Raw genomic sequence first — 20,275 nt, 5'->3', positions numbered from 1 at the left:
AACGATGCAGCCGGCCACGATCGACGCAACCGTCGCCGAGCTCGCCGCGCACCGCTATTTCGCGAGTCGCGAGCTCGCCACGGCGCTCTTTCTCGCGCTGCGGATGGACCGGCCGCTTTTTCTCGAAGGCGAGCCGGGCGTCGGCAAAACCGAGCTCGCCAAAGCGGCCTCGGAAATCCTCGGCACGACACTCTTGCGCCTGCAGTGCTACGAAGGGCTGGATACGGCCAGTGCGCTCTACGAATGGGATTACCCACGCCAAATCATGGCGCTGCGTCTGGCCGAAGCGGCCGGAGAACGGCCCGGCAACGATACGCTCTATCGCAGCGAATTCCTGCTGAAGCGCCCGCTTCTGCAAGCGTTGATGCCTGACGAGCAACATCCGGGTGCGCAACGTGTGCTGCTCATCGATGAAATCGATCGCGCCGACGAGCCGTTCGAGGCCTTTCTGCTCGAACTGCTTTCGGATTTCCAGGTGTCGATTCCCGAATACGGCACGGTACGCGCCGAGCGCGCGCCGCTCGTCATCGTCACCTCGAACCGCACGCGCGAAGTCCATGACGCGCTCAAGCGTCGCTGCCTCTATCAATGGATCGACTATCCGGAGCAGGACCGCGAACTCGCGATCGTCGCGGCGCGTGCTCCCGAAGCGGCGGGACACCTGCAGCGGCGCGTCGTGGCGTTCGTGCACCGGTTACGCTCGATGGACCTATTCAAGGCCCCGGGCATCGCGGAAACGATCGACTGGTGCCGCGCGCTGGCGGCACTGTCGATTTCGGAACTCGATCCGCAGTCCGTGCATGACACGCTCGGCGTGCTGCTCAAGTATCAGGACGACCTCGCACGGCTCGACGCCGATCAAATCGCGCGATGCTTGGCCGAAGCGGAGTAGCCGATGGCCTCGCCCCGCTCGCAACTATCGCCCGCGTCGCCCGCTTCGTGCCCGGGCCTGCCGATGTTCGCGCGCAACGTCGTGCACTTCGTGCGGTTGCTGCGCGCAGCAGGCTTGCCGATGTCGCCCGCCCATGCGATCGATGCATTGGACGCGCTGCGGCTGATCGAAATCGGAAGGCGCGACGACGTGCACGACGCGCTGGCCGCCATTCTCACGCACTCGGCCGACGAGCGGGCCTTCTTCGATACGGCCTTCGACCTGTTCTGGCGCGATCCCGATTGGGCGGGGAAGCTGCGTGCACTGTTACTGCCCAAAGCGCGTGCCGGCATGCCACCCCCGATGCGCAACAACCGCCTGGCGGATGCGCTCGCGACGCGTACGTCTCAGTCGGACAAGCCCGCCGCCAGCGAGCCGCAGCAGCGTGAGCTGAATGCGCACGCAACGTTCAGCGCCGAAGAGCGTCTGCGTCACCGCGATTTCGATACGTTGAGCGCCGACGAATGGCGCGCGTTGCAGCACGCGATCCGCAACCGCCGCATGTCGTTCGCGACCGAACCGACTCGCCGGCTGCGGGCAGCCTCGCACGGCATCCATGCCGATGTTCGCGCCAGCGCGCGCCAAGCCGTGCGCGTCGGCGGAGACTGGCTGGTCTGGAAGTACCGCACCGTGCGAGAACGCAAACCGCCGCTCGTCCTGCTGCTCGATATTTCCGGCTCGATGGCCAACTACTCACGTGCCGTGCTCTATTACTGCCATGCGCTGCTGCAATCGCGCGAGAGACTGCAGGTATTCGTGTTCGGCACACGCCTCACGCATGCGACGCGCGTGTTGCGCGAGCGCGATCCCGATGCGGCGATCGCCGCGCTTGGGCGAAGCGTCGAGGATTGGGCCGGCGGCACGCGGATCGGCGCGGCGCTGGCGCAATTCAATCGGCTCTGGGCAAAGCGGGTCCTCACTGGGCGCGCGACGGTGTTGCTCGTGACCGATGGCCTCGATCATGAAGCGATCGAATTGCTCGATGCGGAAATGGTGCGCCTGGCTCGCAATGCCCACCGCATCGTATGGCTCAATCCCCTGCTGCGCTATGCCGGGTTCTCCGCGCGAGCGCGCGGCGTGCGTGCCATCCTGCCGCATGTCGACGCGCATCGCCCCGTCCACAACCTCGAGAGCCTCGATGCGCTCGCGCACGACTTCGAGCACCTCGCGCGCGTGCCCCGCCACTCGATGCCCATTTCGCCGATCCAAGGAGTGCCGCAATGGAACTGACCGAGCAATACCTCCTGCCCGTCTCGCGCGAGCACGCATGGGAAGCGCTGCGCGACACGGCGGTGCTCCGGACCATCATTCCCGGTTGCGAAAGCATCGAGGCCGACGGCGAGAATGCCTATACCGTCTCCATGCTCGCCGCCGTGGGACCGGTGAAGGCGCATTTCAAGGGACGCATGTCGTTGACCGACATCGACCCGCCGAACAGCTATACCGTCGTATTCGAAGGCCAGGGCGGCGTCGCCGGCTTCGCGAAAGGCAGCGCCGCGGTCACGCTCGAAGCCGACGGGGAATCGTCGACCAAGTTATCGTATACAGCGCACGCCCAGGTGGGCGGCAAGCTCGCACAGATCGGCTCGCGCCTCGTCGACGGGGCCGCGCGCAAGGTCGCGGGCGAATTCTTCAAGCGCTTTACAGCACAGATGACCGGTGAGACAGGCGCAGGCGCCGAAAGCACCGATGAAGGCGCAGCGCCGGCGCAGGCTGGCGAAGCAGCCGAACAGGCACCCGCTGGCAAAGGACACAAATCATGGAAAGCGTGGATCTCGAAGTCCTGAAATCGAGCGCGCGCTGGCTCGACGAAGGGCATCGCGTATTGCTCGTCACAGTGGTCAAGACGTGGGGGTCGTCCCCGCGCCCGCAAGGCGCGATGCTCGCCGTGCGGGACGATGGCCTCGTGGCCGGTTCCGTATCGGGCGGCTGCATCGAAGACGATCTGATCGACCGCGTGCGCCGACACGGCATAGGCGGCAGCGGCCCCGAGGCCGTGAAGTACGGCATCACGGCGGAAGAAGCCCATCGCTTCGGCCTGCCTTGCGGCGGCACGATCGAACTCGTGCTCGAACCGCTGACGAAGGCAAGCGGCATCGACGAACTCTACCGCGCGGTCCAAGCCGGCCGGCTCGTCGCGCGCACGCTCGATATGAAAACGGGCGCGGCCACGCTCGCCCCCGCGCAGGCAACCGACGGCGTGCAGTTCGACGGCAACACGTTATCGACGATCCACGGTCCGCGCTATCGCATGCTCGTCATCGGGGCCGGGCAGCTCTCGCGTTATCTTTGCAGTATTGCCGTGGGCTTGGATTATCAGGTGACTGTTTGCGATCCCCGCGAGGAATACACCGAGGAATGGAATATTCCGGGCACGACGGTCGTCCATACGATGCCGGACGATACCGTTGCGGACATGAAGCTCGACGAACGCTGCGCGGTGATCGCGCTGACGCACGACCCGAAGCTCGACGATCTCGCGTTGATGGAAGCGCTGAAAACGCCCGCCTTCTACGTGGGCGCGCTCGGCTCTCGTCGTAACAATGCGGCACGGCGCGAGCGGCTCAAGGAGTTCGATCTGAGCGATGCGCAACTCGCGCGGCTGCATGGGCCGGTCGGTATTTATATCGGCAGCCGTACGCCGCCCGAAATCGCCATTTCGATTCTCGCTGAAGTAACGGCCGCCAAGAACGGTGTATCGTTGCCCACGCTACTGCAAGTCGAAGGCGCGAAAGCGGCGAGAGAGCGGGCCGAGAGTGAACATCCGGCTTGTACTACTGCCAGCCGGAGTTAGCGCTTCGGCGTTTTACTGCAGCCAATGCAGAGGGTGAACCCGAAGCGCTGTCGCAGCATCATTCCCATCCGTTACGCACGTCCACCCGAAGACTGAGGACACTATTTGTCATGAGCGAACGTTCTCCGTTCCGCCCTGCGCTCGAACGCGCGCTGCATCATGCGCTCTCGCACCTCGGGAATCTCGAAGACGGGCCGGTCGCCGCTACCGCCTCGCTTGAAACATTGCGAAGCCGGCTCGCCAAGCCGCTCAACCGTGCTCCGATACCGGCCGCGCGCGTCATTGACGAACTCGTTGCCGATACCGAGGGCGGCATCGTCGGAAGCGCGGGCGGCCGCTTCTTCGGCTGGGTGATCGGCGGCGCGGTGCCTGCCTCGCTCGGCGCGGATTGGCTCACGAGCGCCTGGGATCAGAATGCCGCATCGTTCGCCAGTGCACCGGCGGAGGCTGTCGTCGAAGAAGTCTGCGGAGCATGGCTGAAGGAGTTGCTCGGCCTGCCGTCTCACGCAAGCTTCGCGCTCACGAGCGGTTGCCAGACTGCCCACGTCACGGCACTCGCGGCCGCGCGCCATGCGCTGCTCGAACAGCGGGGCTGGCAGGTCGAGCGCGACGGGCTCTTCGGTGCGCCGCGCATCCGGATACTCAGCAGCGACCAATTCCACGGCAGCGTCACACAGGCTGTGCGGCTGCTCGGCATGGGCACTGCATGCGTGCAGGCACTGCCATCGAATGCGATGGGTCAACTGGAAACGGCGACGCTCGAGGAAGCGCTGCGTGCCGAGCCTGACACCGCAACGATCGTCCTGCTGCAGGCGGGAGATCTCAACATCGGCGCCTACGATCCGTTTTCCGAACTGATTCCGCTTGCGCATCGCCACGGCGCATGGGTCCATGTCGACGGCGCCTTCGGGCTATGGGCGAATGCGAGCGAACGCTACCGGTCGTTGCTGACCGGCGTCGAGCACGCCGATTCCTGGGCGACCGATGGGCATAAGTGGCTCAACGTGCCCTACGACAGCGGCTTTGCATTCGTCGCCCACGCCGACGTGCACCGAGCGGCGATGTCGCATTACGCAAGCTATGTTTCGTACAACGAAGCAGTTCGCGAGCAAAAGGATTGGACGCCCGTCTGGTCGCGGCGGGGCCGTGGGTTTGCCGCCTATGCGGCGCTGCGCGAGTTGGGCCGCGAAGGTGTCGCGGCGCTTGTCGAGCGCTGTTGCGAGGCGGCACACGCGTTGGCCGTCGGCATAGCGGCACAGCCAGGCGTGGAGTTGGTCTGGGCGCCGCGCATCAACCAAGGGCTGGTCCGCTTTCTCGACCCACGGCCCGATGCAACCGAAAGCGACCATGACGCATGGACCGACGCCGTCACCGAGGCGGTCCTTCGAACCGGCCAGGCGCTTTTCAGCAACACGACTTGGCGCGGCAAACGGTGCATGCGCATTTCGGTATGCAATTGGCAGACCGATGCAAGTGACGTGGCTCGAACCATAGCGGCCGTAACGGAAGTCGTGCGCGCCATGCGTACAGCCCGTATCGAGCAATAACCGAAGAGTTTGCCAAGGTAAGAACGATTCGACCGGCGCATGGACGCGAGCGAAGGCGAATCGCCGTTTCCCGATTCCGAAACCGGACGCGATAAACTGGCGGCTTTGCGAAATGCAGAGTTGGGGTGGAACCCGTGAGCCTCGATGAGTACTACGAACGATTGGGCTTGCCGAGCGCCGCATCGGCGGCGGAGATCAAGCGAGCCTATCGCCGCCTGAGAGCGCAATACCACCCCGATCGCAATAAGGGCGAGGAATCGGCCGCCGAATCGCTATTCAAAAAGGTCCAGGAAGCCTTCGAAATTCTCACGGGGCAGCGGCAGGCGCCCGTGCGTGCCCAGCCGGCTCCACCCGCCGGCACACGCAGGACCGAGATGCGGCCAGCAGGCGCGTCGACTCGCGACGCCGAGCGCAGCGCAGGAGCGGACGGGGCCGGCGCATGGTCGAAGTACTGCGGGGCGAGCGGCGGCCCGATGCCCGTGCGTGGCGCAAACCGGCATACCCAGTTGCACGTGCCGCTCGATGTGGCATTGAACGGCGGCGAAGTACTCGCCAGTTACCAGGTCAGCGAAACGTGCCGACAATGCCGGGGCGCGAGCGCCCGTGCCACGGTGCTGACCTGTTCGCACTGTGCCGGCTACGGCATCCGTTACGACGGTGCGTCATGTACCGCATGCGGCGGCGAGGGGCGTATGAAAAGCGCGCACTGGTGTGCGACATGCCAAAGCAAGGGCGTCGAATATCAAACGAAATTGCAGCCGGTGAACGTGCCGCGCAGCGCATGGGACGGCCAGCGCATCGTCGTGCCCGGCGGCGGGTTCGCGGGGATGCACGGCGGACAACCCGGCGACGCGACGTTTACGGTCGTCATCGTCTGCGGGCCCGATTTTCAGCGGGAAGGGCTGCACCTGAGCGGCGAACTCGAAGTCGATTTCGTCACCGCGACGCTGGGCGGCCCACTCACGGTCAAAGTACTGGGCAGCGATCTGAACGTCGCGATTCCCGCGAACGCCCGGCATGGCAGCACGATCCGCCTGCCGGCGCAGGGTCTCTCCGATGCCTCGGGTAACCGGGGCGAATTGAGGCTGCGCATTGTTCTGGTGATGCCCGAGGCGGCATTGCATCTGAACGCGGAGGAGCGGTGCCGCTTTCGGGAACTGTTCGCGCTGGCCGCGCAGCGAGCAGGCGGCACATAGCTACGAACGCCGCTGCGCCCCGTCGTCGAAAGCCGCTTTGAGCCGGCGCACGCCTTCGCGAATATCGTCGATCCCCGGCGCCGCGAATGACAGCCTGAGCGAATGGATGTCGACATCGTCCGAGAAGAACGCTTTGCCCGGCACGAATACGACCTTCCGTTCGATCGCGTTCGTGAGCAGTGCCGATGAGTCGATGCCCTCGATGCCCTCGATGCGGGCCCAGACGAACATCCCGCCTTGCGGACGATGAAACGCGATCGCCGTGCCGAAGTCCGCCTCGAGCGCGTCGCATAGAGCATCGCACTTGCGACCGTACATCGCGGCGATGTGCGGCAAATGCCGCTCGAGCGAGCCCGCGGCCAGATAATGCGCGGCGATCGCCTGAGTCCACGGCGAGCTGCAAAGATCGGCGGTCTGTTTGGCGACGACGCAGCGGCGGGCGATCTCGGCCGGGGCGATCGTCCAGCCGACGCGCAAGCCCGGTGCGACGATCTTCGACAAGCTCCCGAAGTGCACCACCCACGGAAGCGCGCCGTCGACTTCTTTCGCCAGCGCCAGGATCGAGGGCAGTGCACTGCCCTTGAAGCGCAAATCGCCGTACGGGTCGTCTTCGACGATCAGGAAGCCATAACGAACGGCCAGTTCGAGCAGCGCGATGCGGCGTGCGTGCGTGAGCATCGCGCCGGAAGGATTGGCGAAAGTTGGCACCGTGTACAGCAGTTTTGGCCGATGGACCGTGCCCGCTGCAAGCATGTCGGCCAGCTTCGCCACGTCGATCCCTTCGTCGTCGATCGGCACCGTCACGATCTTCGCCTGCTGAAGCCGCAGCGCTTGCAGCACGGCAGGATAGGCCGGCTGCTCGGTCAGCACGACGTCGCCCGGACCGACGAGCACGCGCAGCAGCAAATCGAAGCCTTGCTGCGATCCTGTGGTCATCAGCAGTTCATCGGTGGAGCACTTAACACCGCGCCGCGCCATCAGAGCGAGGATTTCCTGCTTCAGTTCGGGCAGACCATCCGTCGGGCCATACTGCAGGCAGCGAACCGGCGATTCGAACGCACGAGTCTGAGCCGCGTTCAGTCCTTCGACATCGAATAGATCGGCAGCCGGATAACCGCCCGCGAACGAAATCATGCCCGGCTGGCCGACATACTTGAACAGCTCTCGAATCGGCGAGCCGGACGGATGAGCAAACGGCTCGGTGAATCGGTACATGGCGCCCTCTCGCTTCGGCATTCGCTTCTTATGGGGTGCTATCGGTTTCGATAGTGCCGCGGCCTAAACGACGTTCTTCTCGACGATAGGCCGGTTCTCGATAACGCGGCTCCAATCCAGCGGCGAAAGATCGAGCGACGTGTATCTACCGCGCAAGATCAGCTCGCTCACGCCGCGCCCCGTCGCCGGTCCTTGCTGCAGGCCATGGCCACTATAGCCGTTGGCGAAGATGCAATTGTCGATATCCGGGTGAAAGCCAATGATCGCGTTGTGATCGAAGACGTTGTATTCGTAATAGCCGGACCAGCAGTTCTCCACGCGCAGCGCCTCGAATTCGGGCACGCGGTGCGCAAGCGTGGGCCAGATGACATCGTCGAACAAGGCATGGTCGACTTCATCGAGCGGCAGATCGTCCGGATCGTTATCGGCGCTCGGCGACGTGCCACAGATGTAAGTCCTGCCTTCCGGGCGGAAATAAACCCCGCTCGGGTCGATCAACAACGGGCACGGCGAAAGACGCGCCGGCGACGACACGTTGAAAATGCTGCGCCGGCGCGCGAAGACGGGAATCTCGATGCCCATCATCGCCGACAGCTTCCGCGCCCATGCCCCGGCCGCGTTGACGAGCATGTCGCACGGATAACGCTCGCCGTCGGTCGTCTCGACGTGTGTCACGCGGCGCCCGTCTCGCGCGACGGCGCCGACCTCCGCCGCAACATAGCGCGCGCCGAGGGATTGCGCTTTCTTGCGCAGCGCCTGCACGAGACCGTACCCGTCGAACCACCCTTCGCCGCTCGCGCCGAACGCGCCCGCCTCGAGATCCTCGACGTTCAGCCAAGGAAATTTCGCCTGCAGCTTTTCTCGATCGAGCAAATGGATATCGGCACCGAGACGCGTTTGTAGCGCATGATTCTCACGTAACGTCGGAGCACCGGCGGACGTCGCCAGAAAGAGATAGCCGCCTTCGTGCAGATCGATCGACGGCTTTGTCCCATCGACTTCCAGCAGCTCGCCGATATTGCGTAGAAACTCGATACCGTACAGCGACATTTGCACCGATAACGGCGTTGAAAACTGCTGCCGGATCGATGCGGCCGAAAGCGCCGATGACGATTTCGCGTAGGTCGGATCACGCTCGATGACGGTGACCGAAACCGTCGGATCGGATGCGCGCAAAAAATAGGCGATCGAACTGCCGATCACGCCACCGCCCACGATAACGACTTGAGAGCTCACGAGTTGCCCCGCCTTGGATTGCGTCGGAAAAACGCGCACACCGAACGGCGGCGCGCGGATTGGCGAGCCGGGCACGTGCCTTGTAGCAAGCGCCCGGCAGCCGCATCATTCGATCGAAAAATCGATGCCCTGCGCGAGCGGCAGTGCCGACGAGTAGTTGACCGTATTGGTTGCGCGACGCATATAGGCCTTCCATGCATCGGAACCCGACTCGCGCCCACCGCCCGTTTCCTTTTCGCCGCCGAAGGCGCCGCCGATTTCCGCGCCGCTCGGCCCGATATTGACGTTCGCGATACCGCAATCGCTACCCGATGCGGACAGGAACCGTTCGCTCTCGCGCAGATCGGTCGTGAAGACGCACGACGACAAGCCGTGCGACGCCGCATTGTTCGCCGCGATGGCTTCGCCGAATTCGCGATACTTCATGACGTAAAGGATCGGAGCAAACGTCTCCTTGAGCACGATGCCGGTCTGCGCCGGCATCTCGACGATCGCCGGCCGCACATAGAAGCCCTGCTCGCAACCCGCCACCGTATGGCGCTCTCCGCCGAATACCTTGCCGCCGTCGCGCTTCGCCGCTTCGAGGGCAGCCTGCATGCGCTCGAACGATTGCGAGTCGATGAGCGGGCCCATCAGCACGCCCTGTTCCAACGGGTTACCGATCGCGACCTTCCCGTAAAGCACCTTCAAGCGCTCGACCGTCTCGTCGTACACGCTTTCATGGACGAACAGACGCCGCAGCGACGTGCAACGTTGGCCGGCCGTGCCGACCGCCGAAAACAGGATGGCTCGCAGCGCGAGTTCCCGGTCCGCGGTGTTCGAGACGATGCCCGCGTTGTTGCCACCGAGTTCGAGCAGCGAACGACCGAAGCGGCGCGCCACTTCGACGCCGACAGCACGTCCCATTTCAGTACTACCCGTGGCACTGACGATGTTCGAACGCGGATCGGCCACGAGTTGCGCGCCCACTTCGCGACCGCCGTTGATGAGGCATGTCAAGCCGGCAGGCGCCGTGCCGAACGCTTGCAGCGCCTCTTGCAGGATGCTGTCCACCGCCAACGCGGTGAGCGGCGTTTTTTCGGAAGGCTTCCAGATCACGGCATTACCGCATACCAGTGCGAGCGCCGCATTCCAGGACCACACCGCCGCCGGGAAATTGAACGCCGAAATGACCGTACACACTCCCATCGGATGCCAGGTTTCCCCCATTCGATGGCCGGGCCGCTCCGATGCAATCGTCAGACCGTAAAGCTGACGCGACAGGCCGACCGCGAAATCGCAGATATCGATCATCTCCTGCACTTCGCCGAGCCCTTCCTGCAGGATCTTGCCCGTCTCCAGTGTGATGAGGCTGCCGAGCGCGTGCTTGCGCTCGCGCAGTTTGTTGCCCAGCAATCGCACCAGTTCACCGCGCCGCGGCGCGGGCACGTCGCGCCACGCAACGAAGGCAGCCTGCGCCTTCGCCAGTGCGGCGTCGATGTCCGCGGCAGTATGGCTCGGCACACGACCGATCAGTGCGCCGTCGATAGGCGAGCGAACGGCGATGTCGCCGCTTTCCGCAAGGTGCGAAATGCCGAGCTCGGACAGAATGGTCGATGCGTTCATCGGGAAGTACCTCGATTGTTTCCGATAGGAAATTTTGGGACGTTAGGAAACTATACACGCCTGCGACAGGTGCGGCAACCACGCCGATTGCACTCCGATTCACGCGGATGCTGGCGCGGCGCGGCAAGCCTGCCGACCCGATTGCACGGATCGTAGCCGTGATCGAAAACGCGTGCCGCGATTGTGTTCAGGCTTTAAACAACTAGCAAACGATATCTGCGCAACAGATGATGCGCGTTGCTCATCAAACCGGATGAATCCGTCCATGCACGGCGGCTCGTTGCCGCCTCACCCGACGCGGCAACGAGCCGATGTTATGATGCGAAACTCGCAGGACCGATAGACCGTACTACCCCATCCCCCCGCATGGACAGGACCATTTTGAAGCCGGCCGAGCAGGCGCCGTCGGAGCTCGGCAAGCGCGTCAGAGCCGCGCGGCTCTTCCACGGTTACACGCTCGAAACAGCAAGCCGCGTATGCGGCGTATCGCGCTCGACGCTGTCCAAGATCGAAAACGGGGTGATGTCTCCGACGTTCGACGTCCTCCAAAAGATCGTTCACGGCCTCAAGATCGACTTGAGCGAGTTGTTCGGCTCCGCGTCGAAACCGAACGTCGGCGGCCGGCGCGCGGTCACGCGCAAAGGCGCCGGACAACCGCATGCGGCCGGCTGTTATGAAATGGAATTGCTCGCGACCGAGCTGGCAAAAAAGGCCATGCATCCGTTTCGTATCCGGATTACGGCGCACTCGCTCGACGCATTCACGGAATGGGGACGGCACGAAGGCGAAGAGTTTCTTTTCGTACTGAGCGGCAGCGTTTGCTTGTACTCCGAGCTGTACGCACCAACGCATCTCGAAGCGGGCGACAGCATCTATTTCGACAGCCGCATGGGCCACGCCGCCGTATCGACGAGCGACGAGGACGCCGAGGTCCTCTGGATCATCGACGAAGGCTACGCGCCCTACGACAGCGAGGCCAAGCCGCTTGCGAACGGTCGCAGCGCCAGACCCGCCTGAGCGCCGGCACTCGCCCTCCGGACATTACGCGGCGGCATGCGCCGTCATCTTGAAGATTCCTTGCGCATTGCCTGCATCGAAGCGCAGATCCGTCACCCAGCTACGCGTGGCCTGATCGAATTCGCGCTTGCGCGTGATGAATTCGTAAAACGAGCCTGGAACGTCTCGCGTGACGAGCGCGCCGTCGGGCGCCCTGAACGTCCGCGTCACGATATCCGCGCGGTACGCCGTCTGAAAGACACGCCCCGAGCGGGAACGCTCGACCTCGGGCTTCATCGGCCGGCCCTTGGCTTTTTCGCTTTCCGACAAGGCGAAGACATCGGCAACGCGATCCGTCGCATGGTTGAACGCATTGCCTTCTGTGGCTATCCACGCCATTTCGGCCGATTCGCTCAGGAGCGTTTCGTAATCTGCTTCGCTCGGCACATCGTGTTGGCGCGCGAATGCGCCGACGATGACCGGGAGCAACGCTTGCGCCGCATCGATCGGAAGCGCCCCATCGCGCTCGAGTTCCCAGAGCTGTGCCAGCGAGCGCGGCGTCAGCGGGTCCTTCGATGTCCCGATAACGTTCGTCACCGCTTGCTGGAACGCCGCCGAAAAACGTTCAGGATGCAGCTCGCTCACGAAGAATTGGGCGATCTCGTCGGGGGCGTCCTCGTGCGCATACGCGCGCCCTGTCATGCCCAGCTTATCGAGCGGATAACGGCCGTTGAGCCGAAACCCGAGCGGACGCAGAATGCGGGTGAAGGCCGCTTCGCCCGGCGGCAAAGCGCCAGTGTGCGTCCAGCGCACGGTACGCAGCGCACCATGATCGAAGTAGACCGAGCCGCCGTGCGCAACCGTCTGCTGCGTATAGGTCCGCCCGTTTGGCGAGCGCGCGAGCAAGTCTTCGAACAGCGCCATGTTCATGGCCTGCGCCAGCTCTGCCCGCGTTACGGTCCCGGCCTCCCAGTCGGCGAGGATCGACGGGAAATTCAGCGTCGAGAAAAGCGCATCGGCTTTTTCCCGGCCCAACAGGTTCGACAACAACAGTTCGACATTCGCGTTACGCATCGCTCTTTCTCATCCAATCTTCACCGCGCGCATTATCGAAACGAATCCAGCTTGCGTAAAGCGAGATAAAATCGGGACTTGATGCGTTTTTGGAATGACCGTGCGAAAGTTCAGGATTCCTAACATGAGTGCGCTGCTCGCGTTCGAGGCGGCGGCTCGCCACGAAAGCTTCACGCACGCCGCCCGCGAGCTGTTCCTGACGGAAAGTGCGGTGTCGCGGCAAATCGCGTCGCTCGAATCGAACCTCGGCGTTCGCCTTTTCGTGCGCTCGAAGCAACGCGTCGTCCTGACGCGAGCCGGCAAGCTTTACGGCACACAAGTACGCCGCATCCTCGAATATCTCGATCGCGACACCTTGTCGATCATCGCGCACGGCAGCGGCGGCGGCTCGCTCGAGCTGGCCGTATTGCCGACATTCGCCTCGCAATGGCTCATTCCGCGCATGAAAGACTTCTACGCGCGCATCCCTGACGTTCGCGTCAACATGGGCGTGCGCACCGATACGTTCTCGTTCGAGGAGTCGCATTTCGATGCTGCGATCCACTACGGACAGCCCACATGGCCCGGCACATCGTCCGATTACCTTTTCGGCGAAGAAGTGGTACCGGTATGCTCGCCCGCGCTGATCCCCACGCCCCTCGAGGACGTCCGCGAGTTGCTGGCCTACCCACTACTGCATTCGACGACGCGGCCCGATGCATGGTCTCGCTGGTTCGCCGAACTCGGCGTAGACGACAACCGGGCGATGCAAGGCGTGCGCTACGAGCTTCATACGATGCTCCTCAGTGCGGCGGCAGCCGAACTCGGCATTGCACTCGTGCCGAAGTTCTTCGTCGAAGGGCGGCTCGAGCAGTTCGGCGTCGTCATCCCGTTCGAGGCGACTGCCGTTGCGGAATCGGCCTATTACCTGGTCTACCCGACCGAGTTGAGCCACGGCAAGCCGCTCGAGCAGTTTCGCGCCTGGCTCCTGGAACAGGCCAGCGCCTACGACGGTTCGCCGACGACGTGAGTCCTGCCACCCGCGCCGTCAAAATGCGTTTCCAATCAGAAACATTTTCAGATAGCATCGGCGGGACGCACTCGCATCCCATCTCATCCGCCCTTGAACATCCGATCTGCCGATCCCATCATGTCGACGCTTCCCACCTTCGATGCCGCGGCCACGGCCCAACTCCTCGATTTCGCTTCGCTCATCGAAGCGCTGAGCCAAGCGGCGCATGAGCTCGAAGCGGGCGCGATTCGCTCGCCGGTACGCACCGCGGTGCCGTTGGCGGACAACGGCGTGCTGCTTTCGATGCCCGCCGCCGCCAGCGACGTGGCCATCCATAAACTCGTCAGCGTGTGCCCTGGCAACGCCGCGCGCAACATGCCGACCATCTTCGGAACCGTCACCGTTTGCGACGGGGTGACCGGTGCGCCGGAGTTCATCCTCGACGGGCCGACGGTTACGGGACGCCGAACCGCCGCGCTGTCGATGCTCGGCGTGAAGTATCTCTATCCGCGCGCTCCGCGCGGATTCCTCATCATCGGGACGGGACAACAGGCACGCCATCATGCCGCGGCCATTGCGCGGTTGTATCCGAGCGCGACAATCTTCGTCGCGGGCAAGGCGCTCGCATCGGAACAGCGCTTTTGCGACGAGACGGGCCGCGAAGGCATCCGTGTGTTGCCGGCGAATGGAACGATCGCCGATGACGTCGACGTCGTCGTGACCGCGACGACGAGCAAAACGCCTGTTTACAACGAGCCTGCGCGAGCAGACCGCCTGATCGTGGCCGTGGGCGCATTCACGCCCGATGCCGCGGAGATCGGTCCCGACACCGTTCGCGCGAGCCGCGTCTTCGTGGACGATTTCGCGGCCGCGCGCGAAGAGGCCGGCGATCTGCTGCAAGCGGGTATCGATTGGTCCTCGGTGCAGCCGATCGGCGCGGCAATCTCCGCGCGTGCGCCCGCCAACACCCCGGTGTTGCTGAAGACCGTGGGTAGCGGTGCCTGGGATCTCGCCGCGTGCCGTGTCGCGCGCGCCGCTATCGGGGGGCGGTCCGATTGATGTCGGCGCGGCCGCTCGGGGACGTTCAAACCTCCGCGGGCAACCGGAAAACGTCGACGACGTCGGCGAGCGTGCGCGCCTGCTCCTGCATCGACTGGGCCGCCGCAGCCGCCTCTTCGACCATCGCCGCATTTTGCTGCGTAGTCTGATCCATCTGTGCGATAGCGATATTGACCTGCTCGATACCGCGGCTTTGCTCCTCGGACGCCGAGGAAATCTCGCGAATGATCTCGCTCACGTGCCTGACCGACTGCACGAGCGACTCCATTTTCGTGCCGGCCACCGCGACGAGCGACTTGCCGTCCTCCACGCGGCTCACCGAATCCTCGATGAGCGCTTTGATTTCCTTCGCCGCATCGGCGCTGCGCCGCGCCAGATTACGCACCTCCGAGGCGACCACTGCAAAGCCCCGGCCTTGCTCGCCCGCTCGCGCTGCTTCGACAGCCGCGTTCAGCGCAAGGATGTTCGTCTGGAACGCGATGCTCTCGATGACGGCGATGATGTCCACCACGCGCGTCGAGCTGTTGGCGATGTTCTGCATCGTCGCGACCACCTGCTGAACCGCCTCGCCGCCTTCGTTTGCGATGCGCGAGGTGTCCGTCGCCATCTGGTTCGCCTGCCGCGCGTTGTCGGCATTTTGTTTGACCGTCGCGGTCAGTTCTTCCATGCTCGCGGCTGTTTCGCCGAGTGACGCCGCCTGTTGTTCCGTGCGCGACGAAAGATCGAGGTTGCCGGAGGCAATCTGCTGCACGGCATCCTCGATCGTCTTCGTGCTGCCGCGAATGCGTCGGATCGCCTGCGCGAGATGCTGTTGCATACGCTGCATCGCGAGCAGCATGCTGTTGCCGTCTCCCGAATCGACGACGACACGATGCGAAAGATCGCCTTCGGCAATGACCTGCGCAACCGAGGCCGCATAGGCCGGCTCACCCCCTAGGCTGCGTTTGACGTTGCGAATGATCGTGATCAGTGCGCCGGAGCCGAGCGCGCCGATAATCAGCACTGCGATGAAATAGCGAAGCAGATCGGCATGAAACGCAGTATCGATGTCGTCGATATAAAGCCCGGACATCAAATACCAATCCCACGGGGCAAAGCGCTTGACGTAACTGATTTTCGGCACGCGGTCGGTCTTGCCCGGCAGACGCGCCATATAGGGAACGAAGCCCTGCCCGTTCGCCTGCGCCACCTTCACCATCTCGACGAACAGCAGTTTGCCGTTCGAATCGGCATAGTTGCTGACATCCTTGTTGCGCAAATCGGCGAGCGTCGGGTGCATGAGCACGACGGGTTTCGCATTCGCAATCATCAGGTATCCGAAGCCCGGATAACGCATCTCGGACAAACGCGCCATCGCCTCGTGTTTGGCCTGCTCCTCGGTGAGCGTATGGTTGTCGGCCAACTTCGCATATTCGGCGACGATGCCACCGGCAGCCTCGACTACATTGCGAATAGCCGCCTTACGTTCCGTAAGCATGATGTCGCGCGTTTGCATGGCGGCCCAGCCGCCCAGGAACAACAGGCCGAGCCACGTTACGACCAACGCTAGCCACAATTTGGCGTTCAGGCTGAGACGATTCACTTTTTCCTCTATTGCTATCTGGCCGGCGAAAGGATTTCACCTCCTATCGACGCTTTTTACGGCAGCGTGAATCGTTTCTTGAGAGCGGGAAAACGCGACTGCACCCGATGGTAAGCACGCGCGCCTCGACTCGCAAATTCGTGCGATGTGGTAAAACGGACCGCTCCTTTCGAATCGAAAGACAGACACGCGATGTCGCATACCACCGACGCATACCACCGAACCCGTCACCGCCGTGCGGCCGCGCTGGCTCAAAGCTGCACCGTCGCTTTTTTTGCTGCTCTGGTCCAGCGGATTCGTGTTCCTCAAGCTCGGGCTGCGCTACGCTGATCCGCTGACGTTCCTGGCACTGCGCTACGCCATCGTCGTCGGCATTCTCGTTGCGCTCGCGCTGTTGCTCAAGCCCGGGTTTCCCTCGCGGCCGATAACCTGGCTTCATCTCGCGATGACAGGTCTGCTGTTGCAGGCCGGCTACTTTGCCTTCACCTATCTGAGCCTCAAATACGGCATGTCCGCCGGCGCCGTCGCGCTGATCACGTCGCAGCAGCCGATCCTCATCGGTTTGCTCGCACCCGCGATGGCAGGCGAGCATGTTGGGCGAAAACGATGGCTCGGACTGGCGCTGGGGGTGGCAGGTGCCGTCATCGTCATTACCGCTCAATCGTCCATCCATATCTCGTCGACATGGGCGCTGATCTTCGCGGTGCTCGCGTTGCTGACGATCACCGGCAGCACGTTATGGGAAAAACGTTTCGGCACGACGACGCATCCGGTTTCCGCGAGCCTCGTGCAATACGCGGTCGGCCTGGCCGTCAGCGCACCGCTCGCGTTTTTCCTCGAGCCGATGCACGTGCAGTGGACAATCGAATTGCTCGGCTCGCTGACTTATCTCGTCATCTGCAATTCGCTCGTCGCCATCTATCTGCTGCTGGCGATGGTGCGCTACGGCGAAGCTTCGCGCGTCTCGGCGCTGTTCTTTCTCGTGCCACCCGCGACCGCCGCTATCGCGCTCGTGGCGCTGCACGAGCCCATCGCGTTGCGCGCGTGGTTCGGCATGGCGCTTGCGGCGCTGGGCGTCTATCTGGCCACGCGCACGGACATCTCATGAGATTGCCGCTAGACTGTTCGCTATGGAAAAGTGTCAATACTGCGGAAGAATCCGGGACGAATGGGATTGCCACGGGGAAGACTGCCGTAAAGCCATTGCGCGCGCGCTGCGCCGACATCGCGCGGGGCGCCCGATGCTGCCCAATGTGATCCGGAACGAAATACCCCCCGGCGCCAGCACCGGGGAAGTCATCCATGTGCTCTCGCGCCAGCGTCTGCGGGCGCGCCGCGGCAACGAAGCGCGGCGCGAGCGCAAAGCAGCGGATGACGATGTGGGCTGAAAACGCTACGCGTCCAGCTTGAAAATCGCCACGGCTTGTTTGAGCTTCACTGCCTGCAAGTCGAGCGACTGTGCGGCCGCGGCGGCCTGCTCCACGAGCGCGGCATTTTGCTGAGTGACGGTATCCATCTGCGTCACGGCCAGCGCGATCTGGTCGATACCGACCCGCTGCTCGGACGATGCCGATGCAATCCCGGTCATGATTTCCCGGACTTGTGCGACGGAGCCCATGATCTCGTGCATGGCGGTACTCGCCTCGTTGACGTATGACGCACCGGCTTGCACACGCGATACGGATGTGTCGATCAATTGCTTGATCTCCTTGGCGGCGCCCGACGATCGCTGCGCCAACGCGCGGACTTCACCGGCCACCACGGCGAAACCGCGCCCCTGTTCACCTGCACGCGCGGCTTCGACGGCGGCATTGAGCGCCAGAATGTTCGTCTGAAAAGCGATGCCTTCGATGATGCCGATGATGTCGGCGATCTTCGACGAACTGTCGCTGATCTCGCCCATCGTCCCAACCACGCGCGTGAACACTTCGCTGCCGCGATGGGCGACCGTCGTGGCGTCCTCGGCCACCTTGCTGCCATGCCCCGCATTGTCGGCGTTCTGACGGACCGTGCCCGTCAACTCCTCCATGCCGGCCGCGGTCTGCTGCAGCGACGCGGCCTGCTCCTCGGTGCGCGCGGACAGATCCAGATTTCCGGCGGCGATCTGCTGCGTGGCCTGTGCGATCGATTCGCTGCCGTCTCGAACCGAGCGCACGGTGTCGCGCAACGCGTCGCGCATGCGCGCGAGCCCTTCGAGAATCTGGCCCATCTCGTCGCGGCTCGTGACGGGTACCGCACGGCTCAGATCGCCCTCGGCTATGGCGCTCAGGTGCGTGCGCGCCACGTCGAGCGGCCGGCCGATCGCGCGGCGTAAAGACACCCAAGCAAAGACCGCAGCGCTGGCACCGATCAGCAACATAGCGATCGCGAGCGCACGAAACAGCCGGTACTGGCTGCTGGCGCCGTCATAGCGCGCTTTCGCCTTGCGCTCCTGGAGATCCGTCAAGGCATCGGTCGCCGCGCCCAGCGCCACATAAGGCGCGGTCAGAGCAGACGTCTTCGCGCGGATCTCGGTCGCGTCCTTTCCCTTGATCGCGTCGATGACACGATCGATCGCCTCATACATCTGCTGACGGGTCGCCGTCACCTTGCTGGCAAGCAGGTCCTCTTCGGCATCGCGAGGGAGCGCGAGATATCGGTTCCACCATTGATTCGAAACATCGCGATACCGTCTGGCACGATCGAACGTGGCTTGCACGTCGGGCGCATCCGGCGTCAACGCGGCGCGATCCAGCACGACGCGCTCGCGCAAAACGAATGCCGCGGCGTTGCCCGTCGCGACCGCGCTAGGAAGGTTGTCCGAAAAGACCGCATATGTCGCGTCGGTTGCGCGACTCATGCCGATCAGCCCCAAGATACTTACCGCAATCAGCAATACGCCGAGCGAACCCATCGCTAATGCAATGCGTCCCTTGATCGTGAGTTTCGAGTTCATTTCGTCCCTGTTTTTGGAGCAACGCCGAAGCATATTCGAAGCATTCGTGTTACGAATACCGGGGCATGGCGCCTTTATGCACTATCGGCAGATTCGGCAGAGACTTGATTGGAATAAACCCGGAAAACCTACTTTTTTGAACGATAGGCTAATCCTCATAATTACTATTTAGTTCTACTAATGGTATGGCAGTACGCGCCGAGCCAACGCACCGCGCAACGACAAAGTGCGCAACCCCCAGCCGTCACAACCGGTAACACGTGTAAGGCTGCGCGAAACCCATTCCGAGGTTGTTGCGCATTAGACTCCGGTCGTCGCCTCAATTGGGAACCGCTCCAAATCATCATTGCAGCGCGAATTCCCTGTGGCCACTCTTTGACACTCTACGAGAACAATACGATGCCAAAGCTTCTTCTTACACTTGCGCTCGCAATCGGTCTCGGCGGCTGCGTGGTCGCCCCGCCCTATGCCTATGGACCGGCGCCGGGCTATTACACCTATGCGCCGGCGTACTATGCCCCGCCACCCGTCAGCGTCGGTATCGGCGGCGTCTTCCGGGTTCGTTGATGCGTGGGTACGCGAGTACGCAGACGCGATCGACGGACCGGAACCTCTACTTGAGCGGAATCTGTGTTCCCGGGGGAAGCGGCACCGCACTCACGCTGTTTTTTGCGCTCCCCGACACGACGCGGTCGCTATAGGTCAGATAGACGAGCGCATTGCGTTTGGCGTCGACGATTCGCACGACGTGTAAAGTTTTGAAAATCAGCGACATCCGCTCGCTAAAGACATCTTCTTGTTGGCGCACCGTGCCTTGAAAGCGGATCGGGCCGACTTGCCGGCACGCGATCGATGCTTCGGTCGGGTCCTCGGCTACGCCGAACGCCCCTTTCAGGCCGCCCGTTCTTGCACGCGAGACGTAGCAGGTCACGCCGGGCACGGCCAAATCGTCGTAAGCCTCGACCACCACGCGGTCCGATTTCGCCAATCGGAAGTTCGTATTGACACTACCGATTTCTTCCGCGAGCGCGTGCGAAGTCCCTAACGCAGTGGTGAGCCACAAAGCGGCGGCAATGTGCCGGTGCATCTGAATATTCATCACGGATAGCTTGCT

General features: G+C 63.2%; 19 protein-coding genes. 12 read left to right on the top strand and 7 right to left on the bottom strand.

Annotated features, from left to right (window positions below; genetic code table 11):
- Nucleotides 1-4: 4 nt before the first annotated feature.
- The 6 genes from GWC77_RS09935 (at nucleotide 5) to GWC77_RS09910 (ending at nucleotide 6,468) form a co-directional block, all read left to right on the top strand.
- A complete protein-coding gene (locus GWC77_RS09935) occupies nucleotides 5-892 on the top strand; it encodes a MoxR family ATPase (RefSeq protein ID WP_173256745.1) in 888 nt (295 codons plus the stop codon).
- A gap of 63 nt (nucleotides 893-955) precedes the next feature.
- Entirely contained in the window at nucleotides 956-2,161 is a 1,206-nt protein-coding gene (locus tag GWC77_RS09930) for a VWA domain-containing protein (RefSeq protein ID WP_254366899.1), read from the top strand.
- Nucleotides 2,152-2,718, top strand: a complete 567-nt coding sequence (locus GWC77_RS09925) for a CoxG family protein (protein WP_173256743.1) — start codon at nucleotides 2,152-2,154, stop codon at nucleotides 2,716-2,718. Before GWC77_RS09930 ends, GWC77_RS09925 begins: the two co-directional genes overlap by 10 nt.
- Nucleotides 2,691-3,725, top strand: coding sequence for an XdhC family protein (locus GWC77_RS09920; RefSeq protein WP_173256742.1), 1,035 nt, complete (start codon nucleotides 2,691-2,693; stop codon nucleotides 3,723-3,725). Before GWC77_RS09925 ends, GWC77_RS09920 begins: the two co-directional genes overlap by 28 nt.
- A gap of 110 nt (nucleotides 3,726-3,835) precedes the next feature.
- On the top strand, nucleotides 3,836-5,272 hold the full coding sequence (locus GWC77_RS09915; protein WP_173256741.1) for an aminotransferase class V-fold PLP-dependent enzyme: 1,437 nt from the start codon (nucleotides 3,836-3,838) through the stop codon (nucleotides 5,270-5,272).
- A gap of 125 nt (nucleotides 5,273-5,397) precedes the next feature.
- Nucleotides 5,398-6,468, top strand: a complete 1,071-nt coding sequence (locus tag GWC77_RS09910) for a DnaJ C-terminal domain-containing protein (RefSeq protein WP_173256740.1) — start codon at nucleotides 5,398-5,400, stop codon at nucleotides 6,466-6,468.
- Here the strand turns inward: GWC77_RS09910 and GWC77_RS09905 are convergent, their stop codons facing one another.
- The 3 genes from GWC77_RS09905 to GWC77_RS09895 form a co-directional block, all read right to left on the bottom strand.
- Complete coding sequence (locus GWC77_RS09905) at nucleotides 6,469-7,683, bottom strand: PLP-dependent aminotransferase family protein (RefSeq protein ID WP_173256739.1); 1,215 nt, start codon at nucleotides 7,681-7,683, stop codon at nucleotides 6,469-6,471. It lies immediately after the preceding gene.
- Nucleotides 7,684-7,746: 63 nt separating this feature from the next.
- Nucleotides 7,747-8,919, bottom strand: coding sequence for an FAD-binding oxidoreductase (locus GWC77_RS09900; RefSeq protein WP_173256738.1), 1,173 nt, complete (start codon nucleotides 8,917-8,919; stop codon nucleotides 7,747-7,749).
- A 105-nt stretch (nucleotides 8,920-9,024) separates the two neighbouring features.
- A complete protein-coding gene (locus GWC77_RS09895) occupies nucleotides 9,025-10,524 on the bottom strand; it encodes an aldehyde dehydrogenase family protein (protein WP_173256737.1) in 1,500 nt (499 codons plus the stop codon).
- Nucleotides 10,525-10,890: 366 nt separating this feature from the next.
- Between GWC77_RS09895 and GWC77_RS09890 the strand changes: the two genes are divergently transcribed.
- Nucleotides 10,891-11,541, top strand: a complete 651-nt coding sequence (locus GWC77_RS09890; RefSeq protein ID WP_173256736.1) for a helix-turn-helix domain-containing protein — start codon at nucleotides 10,891-10,893, stop codon at nucleotides 11,539-11,541.
- Between the two features lie 24 nt (nucleotides 11,542-11,565).
- On the opposite strand, the gene GWC77_RS09885 is transcribed toward GWC77_RS09890, so the two are convergent.
- Nucleotides 11,566-12,594 (bottom strand): DUF1338 domain-containing protein, encoded by a 1,029-nt coding sequence (locus GWC77_RS09885; protein ID WP_173256735.1) that lies wholly within the window; start codon nucleotides 12,592-12,594, stop codon nucleotides 11,566-11,568.
- A gap of 100 nt (nucleotides 12,595-12,694) precedes the next feature.
- On the opposite strand from GWC77_RS09885, the gene GWC77_RS09880 reads away from it, so the two are divergent.
- Both GWC77_RS09880 and lhpI read left to right on the top strand, forming a co-directional pair.
- The gene (locus GWC77_RS09880) at nucleotides 12,695-13,603 is read left to right on the top strand and encodes a LysR family transcriptional regulator (RefSeq protein WP_173256734.1); all 909 of its coding nucleotides are present in this window, start codon (nucleotides 12,695-12,697) and stop codon (nucleotides 13,601-13,603) included.
- Between the two features lie 120 nt (nucleotides 13,604-13,723).
- Nucleotides 13,724-14,644 (top strand): bifunctional Delta(1)-pyrroline-2-carboxylate/Delta(1)-piperideine-2-carboxylate reductase, encoded by a 921-nt coding sequence (lhpI, locus tag GWC77_RS09875; protein WP_173256733.1) that lies wholly within the window; start codon nucleotides 13,724-13,726, stop codon nucleotides 14,642-14,644.
- 25 nt (nucleotides 14,645-14,669) lie between these two features.
- Here the strand turns inward: lhpI and GWC77_RS09870 are convergent, their stop codons facing one another.
- Nucleotides 14,670-16,226 carry a methyl-accepting chemotaxis protein gene (locus GWC77_RS09870; protein ID WP_173256732.1) on the bottom strand — a complete coding sequence of 519 codons (1,557 nt, stop codon included), beginning with the start codon at nucleotides 16,224-16,226 and terminating at the stop codon, nucleotides 14,670-14,672.
- A gap of 235 nt (nucleotides 16,227-16,461) precedes the next feature.
- Here GWC77_RS09870 and GWC77_RS09865 point away from each other — a divergent pair, with 235 nt between their 5' ends.
- The gene (locus GWC77_RS09865; protein WP_367949031.1) at nucleotides 16,462-17,334 is read left to right on the top strand and encodes a DMT family transporter; all 873 of its coding nucleotides are present in this window, start codon (nucleotides 16,462-16,464) and stop codon (nucleotides 17,332-17,334) included.
- A gap of 22 nt (nucleotides 17,335-17,356) precedes the next feature.
- Complete coding sequence (locus GWC77_RS29570) at nucleotides 17,357-17,614, top strand: hypothetical protein (RefSeq protein WP_254366893.1); 258 nt, start codon at nucleotides 17,357-17,359, stop codon at nucleotides 17,612-17,614.
- Nucleotides 17,615-17,619: 5 nt separating this feature from the next.
- Here the strand turns inward: GWC77_RS29570 and GWC77_RS09860 are convergent, their stop codons facing one another.
- On the bottom strand, nucleotides 17,620-19,161 hold the full coding sequence (locus GWC77_RS09860) for a methyl-accepting chemotaxis protein (RefSeq protein ID WP_173256731.1): 1,542 nt from the start codon (nucleotides 19,159-19,161) through the stop codon (nucleotides 17,620-17,622).
- A gap of 399 nt (nucleotides 19,162-19,560) precedes the next feature.
- Here GWC77_RS09860 and GWC77_RS09855 point away from each other — a divergent pair, with 399 nt between their 5' ends.
- Nucleotides 19,561-19,728 (top strand): hypothetical protein, encoded by a 168-nt coding sequence (locus tag GWC77_RS09855; RefSeq protein WP_173256730.1) that lies wholly within the window; start codon nucleotides 19,561-19,563, stop codon nucleotides 19,726-19,728.
- 46 nt (nucleotides 19,729-19,774) lie between these two features.
- Here GWC77_RS09855 and GWC77_RS09850 read toward each other — a convergent pair whose 3' ends face one another.
- Nucleotides 19,775-20,248, bottom strand: coding sequence for a CreA family protein (locus tag GWC77_RS09850; protein WP_173256810.1), 474 nt, complete (start codon nucleotides 20,246-20,248; stop codon nucleotides 19,775-19,777).
- Between the last annotated feature and the right edge of the window lie 27 nt (nucleotides 20,249-20,275).

It is taken from the genome of Paraburkholderia sp. NMBU_R16, assembly GCF_013282575.1.
Classification (GTDB): Bacteria; Pseudomonadota; Gammaproteobacteria; order Burkholderiales; family Burkholderiaceae; genus Trinickia.
The sequence above is the reverse complement of the archived record's forward strand: the minus strand, read 5'-3'. Positions and strand labels throughout refer to the sequence as shown.

Coding starts and splice junctions, on each gene's coding strand:
- GWC77_RS29570 (WP_254366893.1), top strand. CDS start 17,357: ATGGAAAAGTGTCAATACTGCGGAAGAATCCGGGACGAATGGGATTGC.
- lhpI (WP_173256733.1), top strand. CDS start 13,724: ATGTCGACGCTTCCCACCTTCGATGCCGCGGCCACGGCCCAACTCCTC.
- GWC77_RS09930 (WP_254366899.1), top strand. CDS start 956: ATGTTCGCGCGCAACGTCGTGCACTTCGTGCGGTTGCTGCGCGCAGCA.
- GWC77_RS09905 (WP_173256739.1), bottom strand. CDS start 7,683: ATGTACCGATTCACCGAGCCGTTTGCTCATCCGTCCGGCTCGCCGATT.
- GWC77_RS09935 (WP_173256745.1), top strand. CDS start 5: ATGCAGCCGGCCACGATCGACGCAACCGTCGCCGAGCTCGCCGCGCAC.
- GWC77_RS09855 (WP_173256730.1), top strand. CDS start 19,561: ATGCCAAAGCTTCTTCTTACACTTGCGCTCGCAATCGGTCTCGGCGGC.
- GWC77_RS09850 (WP_173256810.1), bottom strand. CDS start 20,248: ATGCACCGGCACATTGCCGCCGCTTTGTGGCTCACCACTGCGTTAGGG.
- GWC77_RS09915 (WP_173256741.1), top strand. CDS start 3,836: ATGAGCGAACGTTCTCCGTTCCGCCCTGCGCTCGAACGCGCGCTGCAT.
- GWC77_RS09860 (WP_173256731.1), bottom strand. CDS start 19,161: ATGAACTCGAAACTCACGATCAAGGGACGCATTGCATTAGCGATGGGT.
- GWC77_RS09895 (WP_173256737.1), bottom strand. CDS start 10,524: ATGAACGCATCGACCATTCTGTCCGAGCTCGGCATTTCGCACCTTGCG.
- GWC77_RS09920 (WP_173256742.1), top strand. CDS start 2,691: ATGGAAAGCGTGGATCTCGAAGTCCTGAAATCGAGCGCGCGCTGGCTC.
- GWC77_RS09890 (WP_173256736.1), top strand. CDS start 10,891: ATGGACAGGACCATTTTGAAGCCGGCCGAGCAGGCGCCGTCGGAGCTC.
- GWC77_RS09925 (WP_173256743.1), top strand. CDS start 2,152: ATGGAACTGACCGAGCAATACCTCCTGCCCGTCTCGCGCGAGCACGCA.
- GWC77_RS09885 (WP_173256735.1), bottom strand. CDS start 12,594: ATGCGTAACGCGAATGTCGAACTGTTGTTGTCGAACCTGTTGGGCCGG.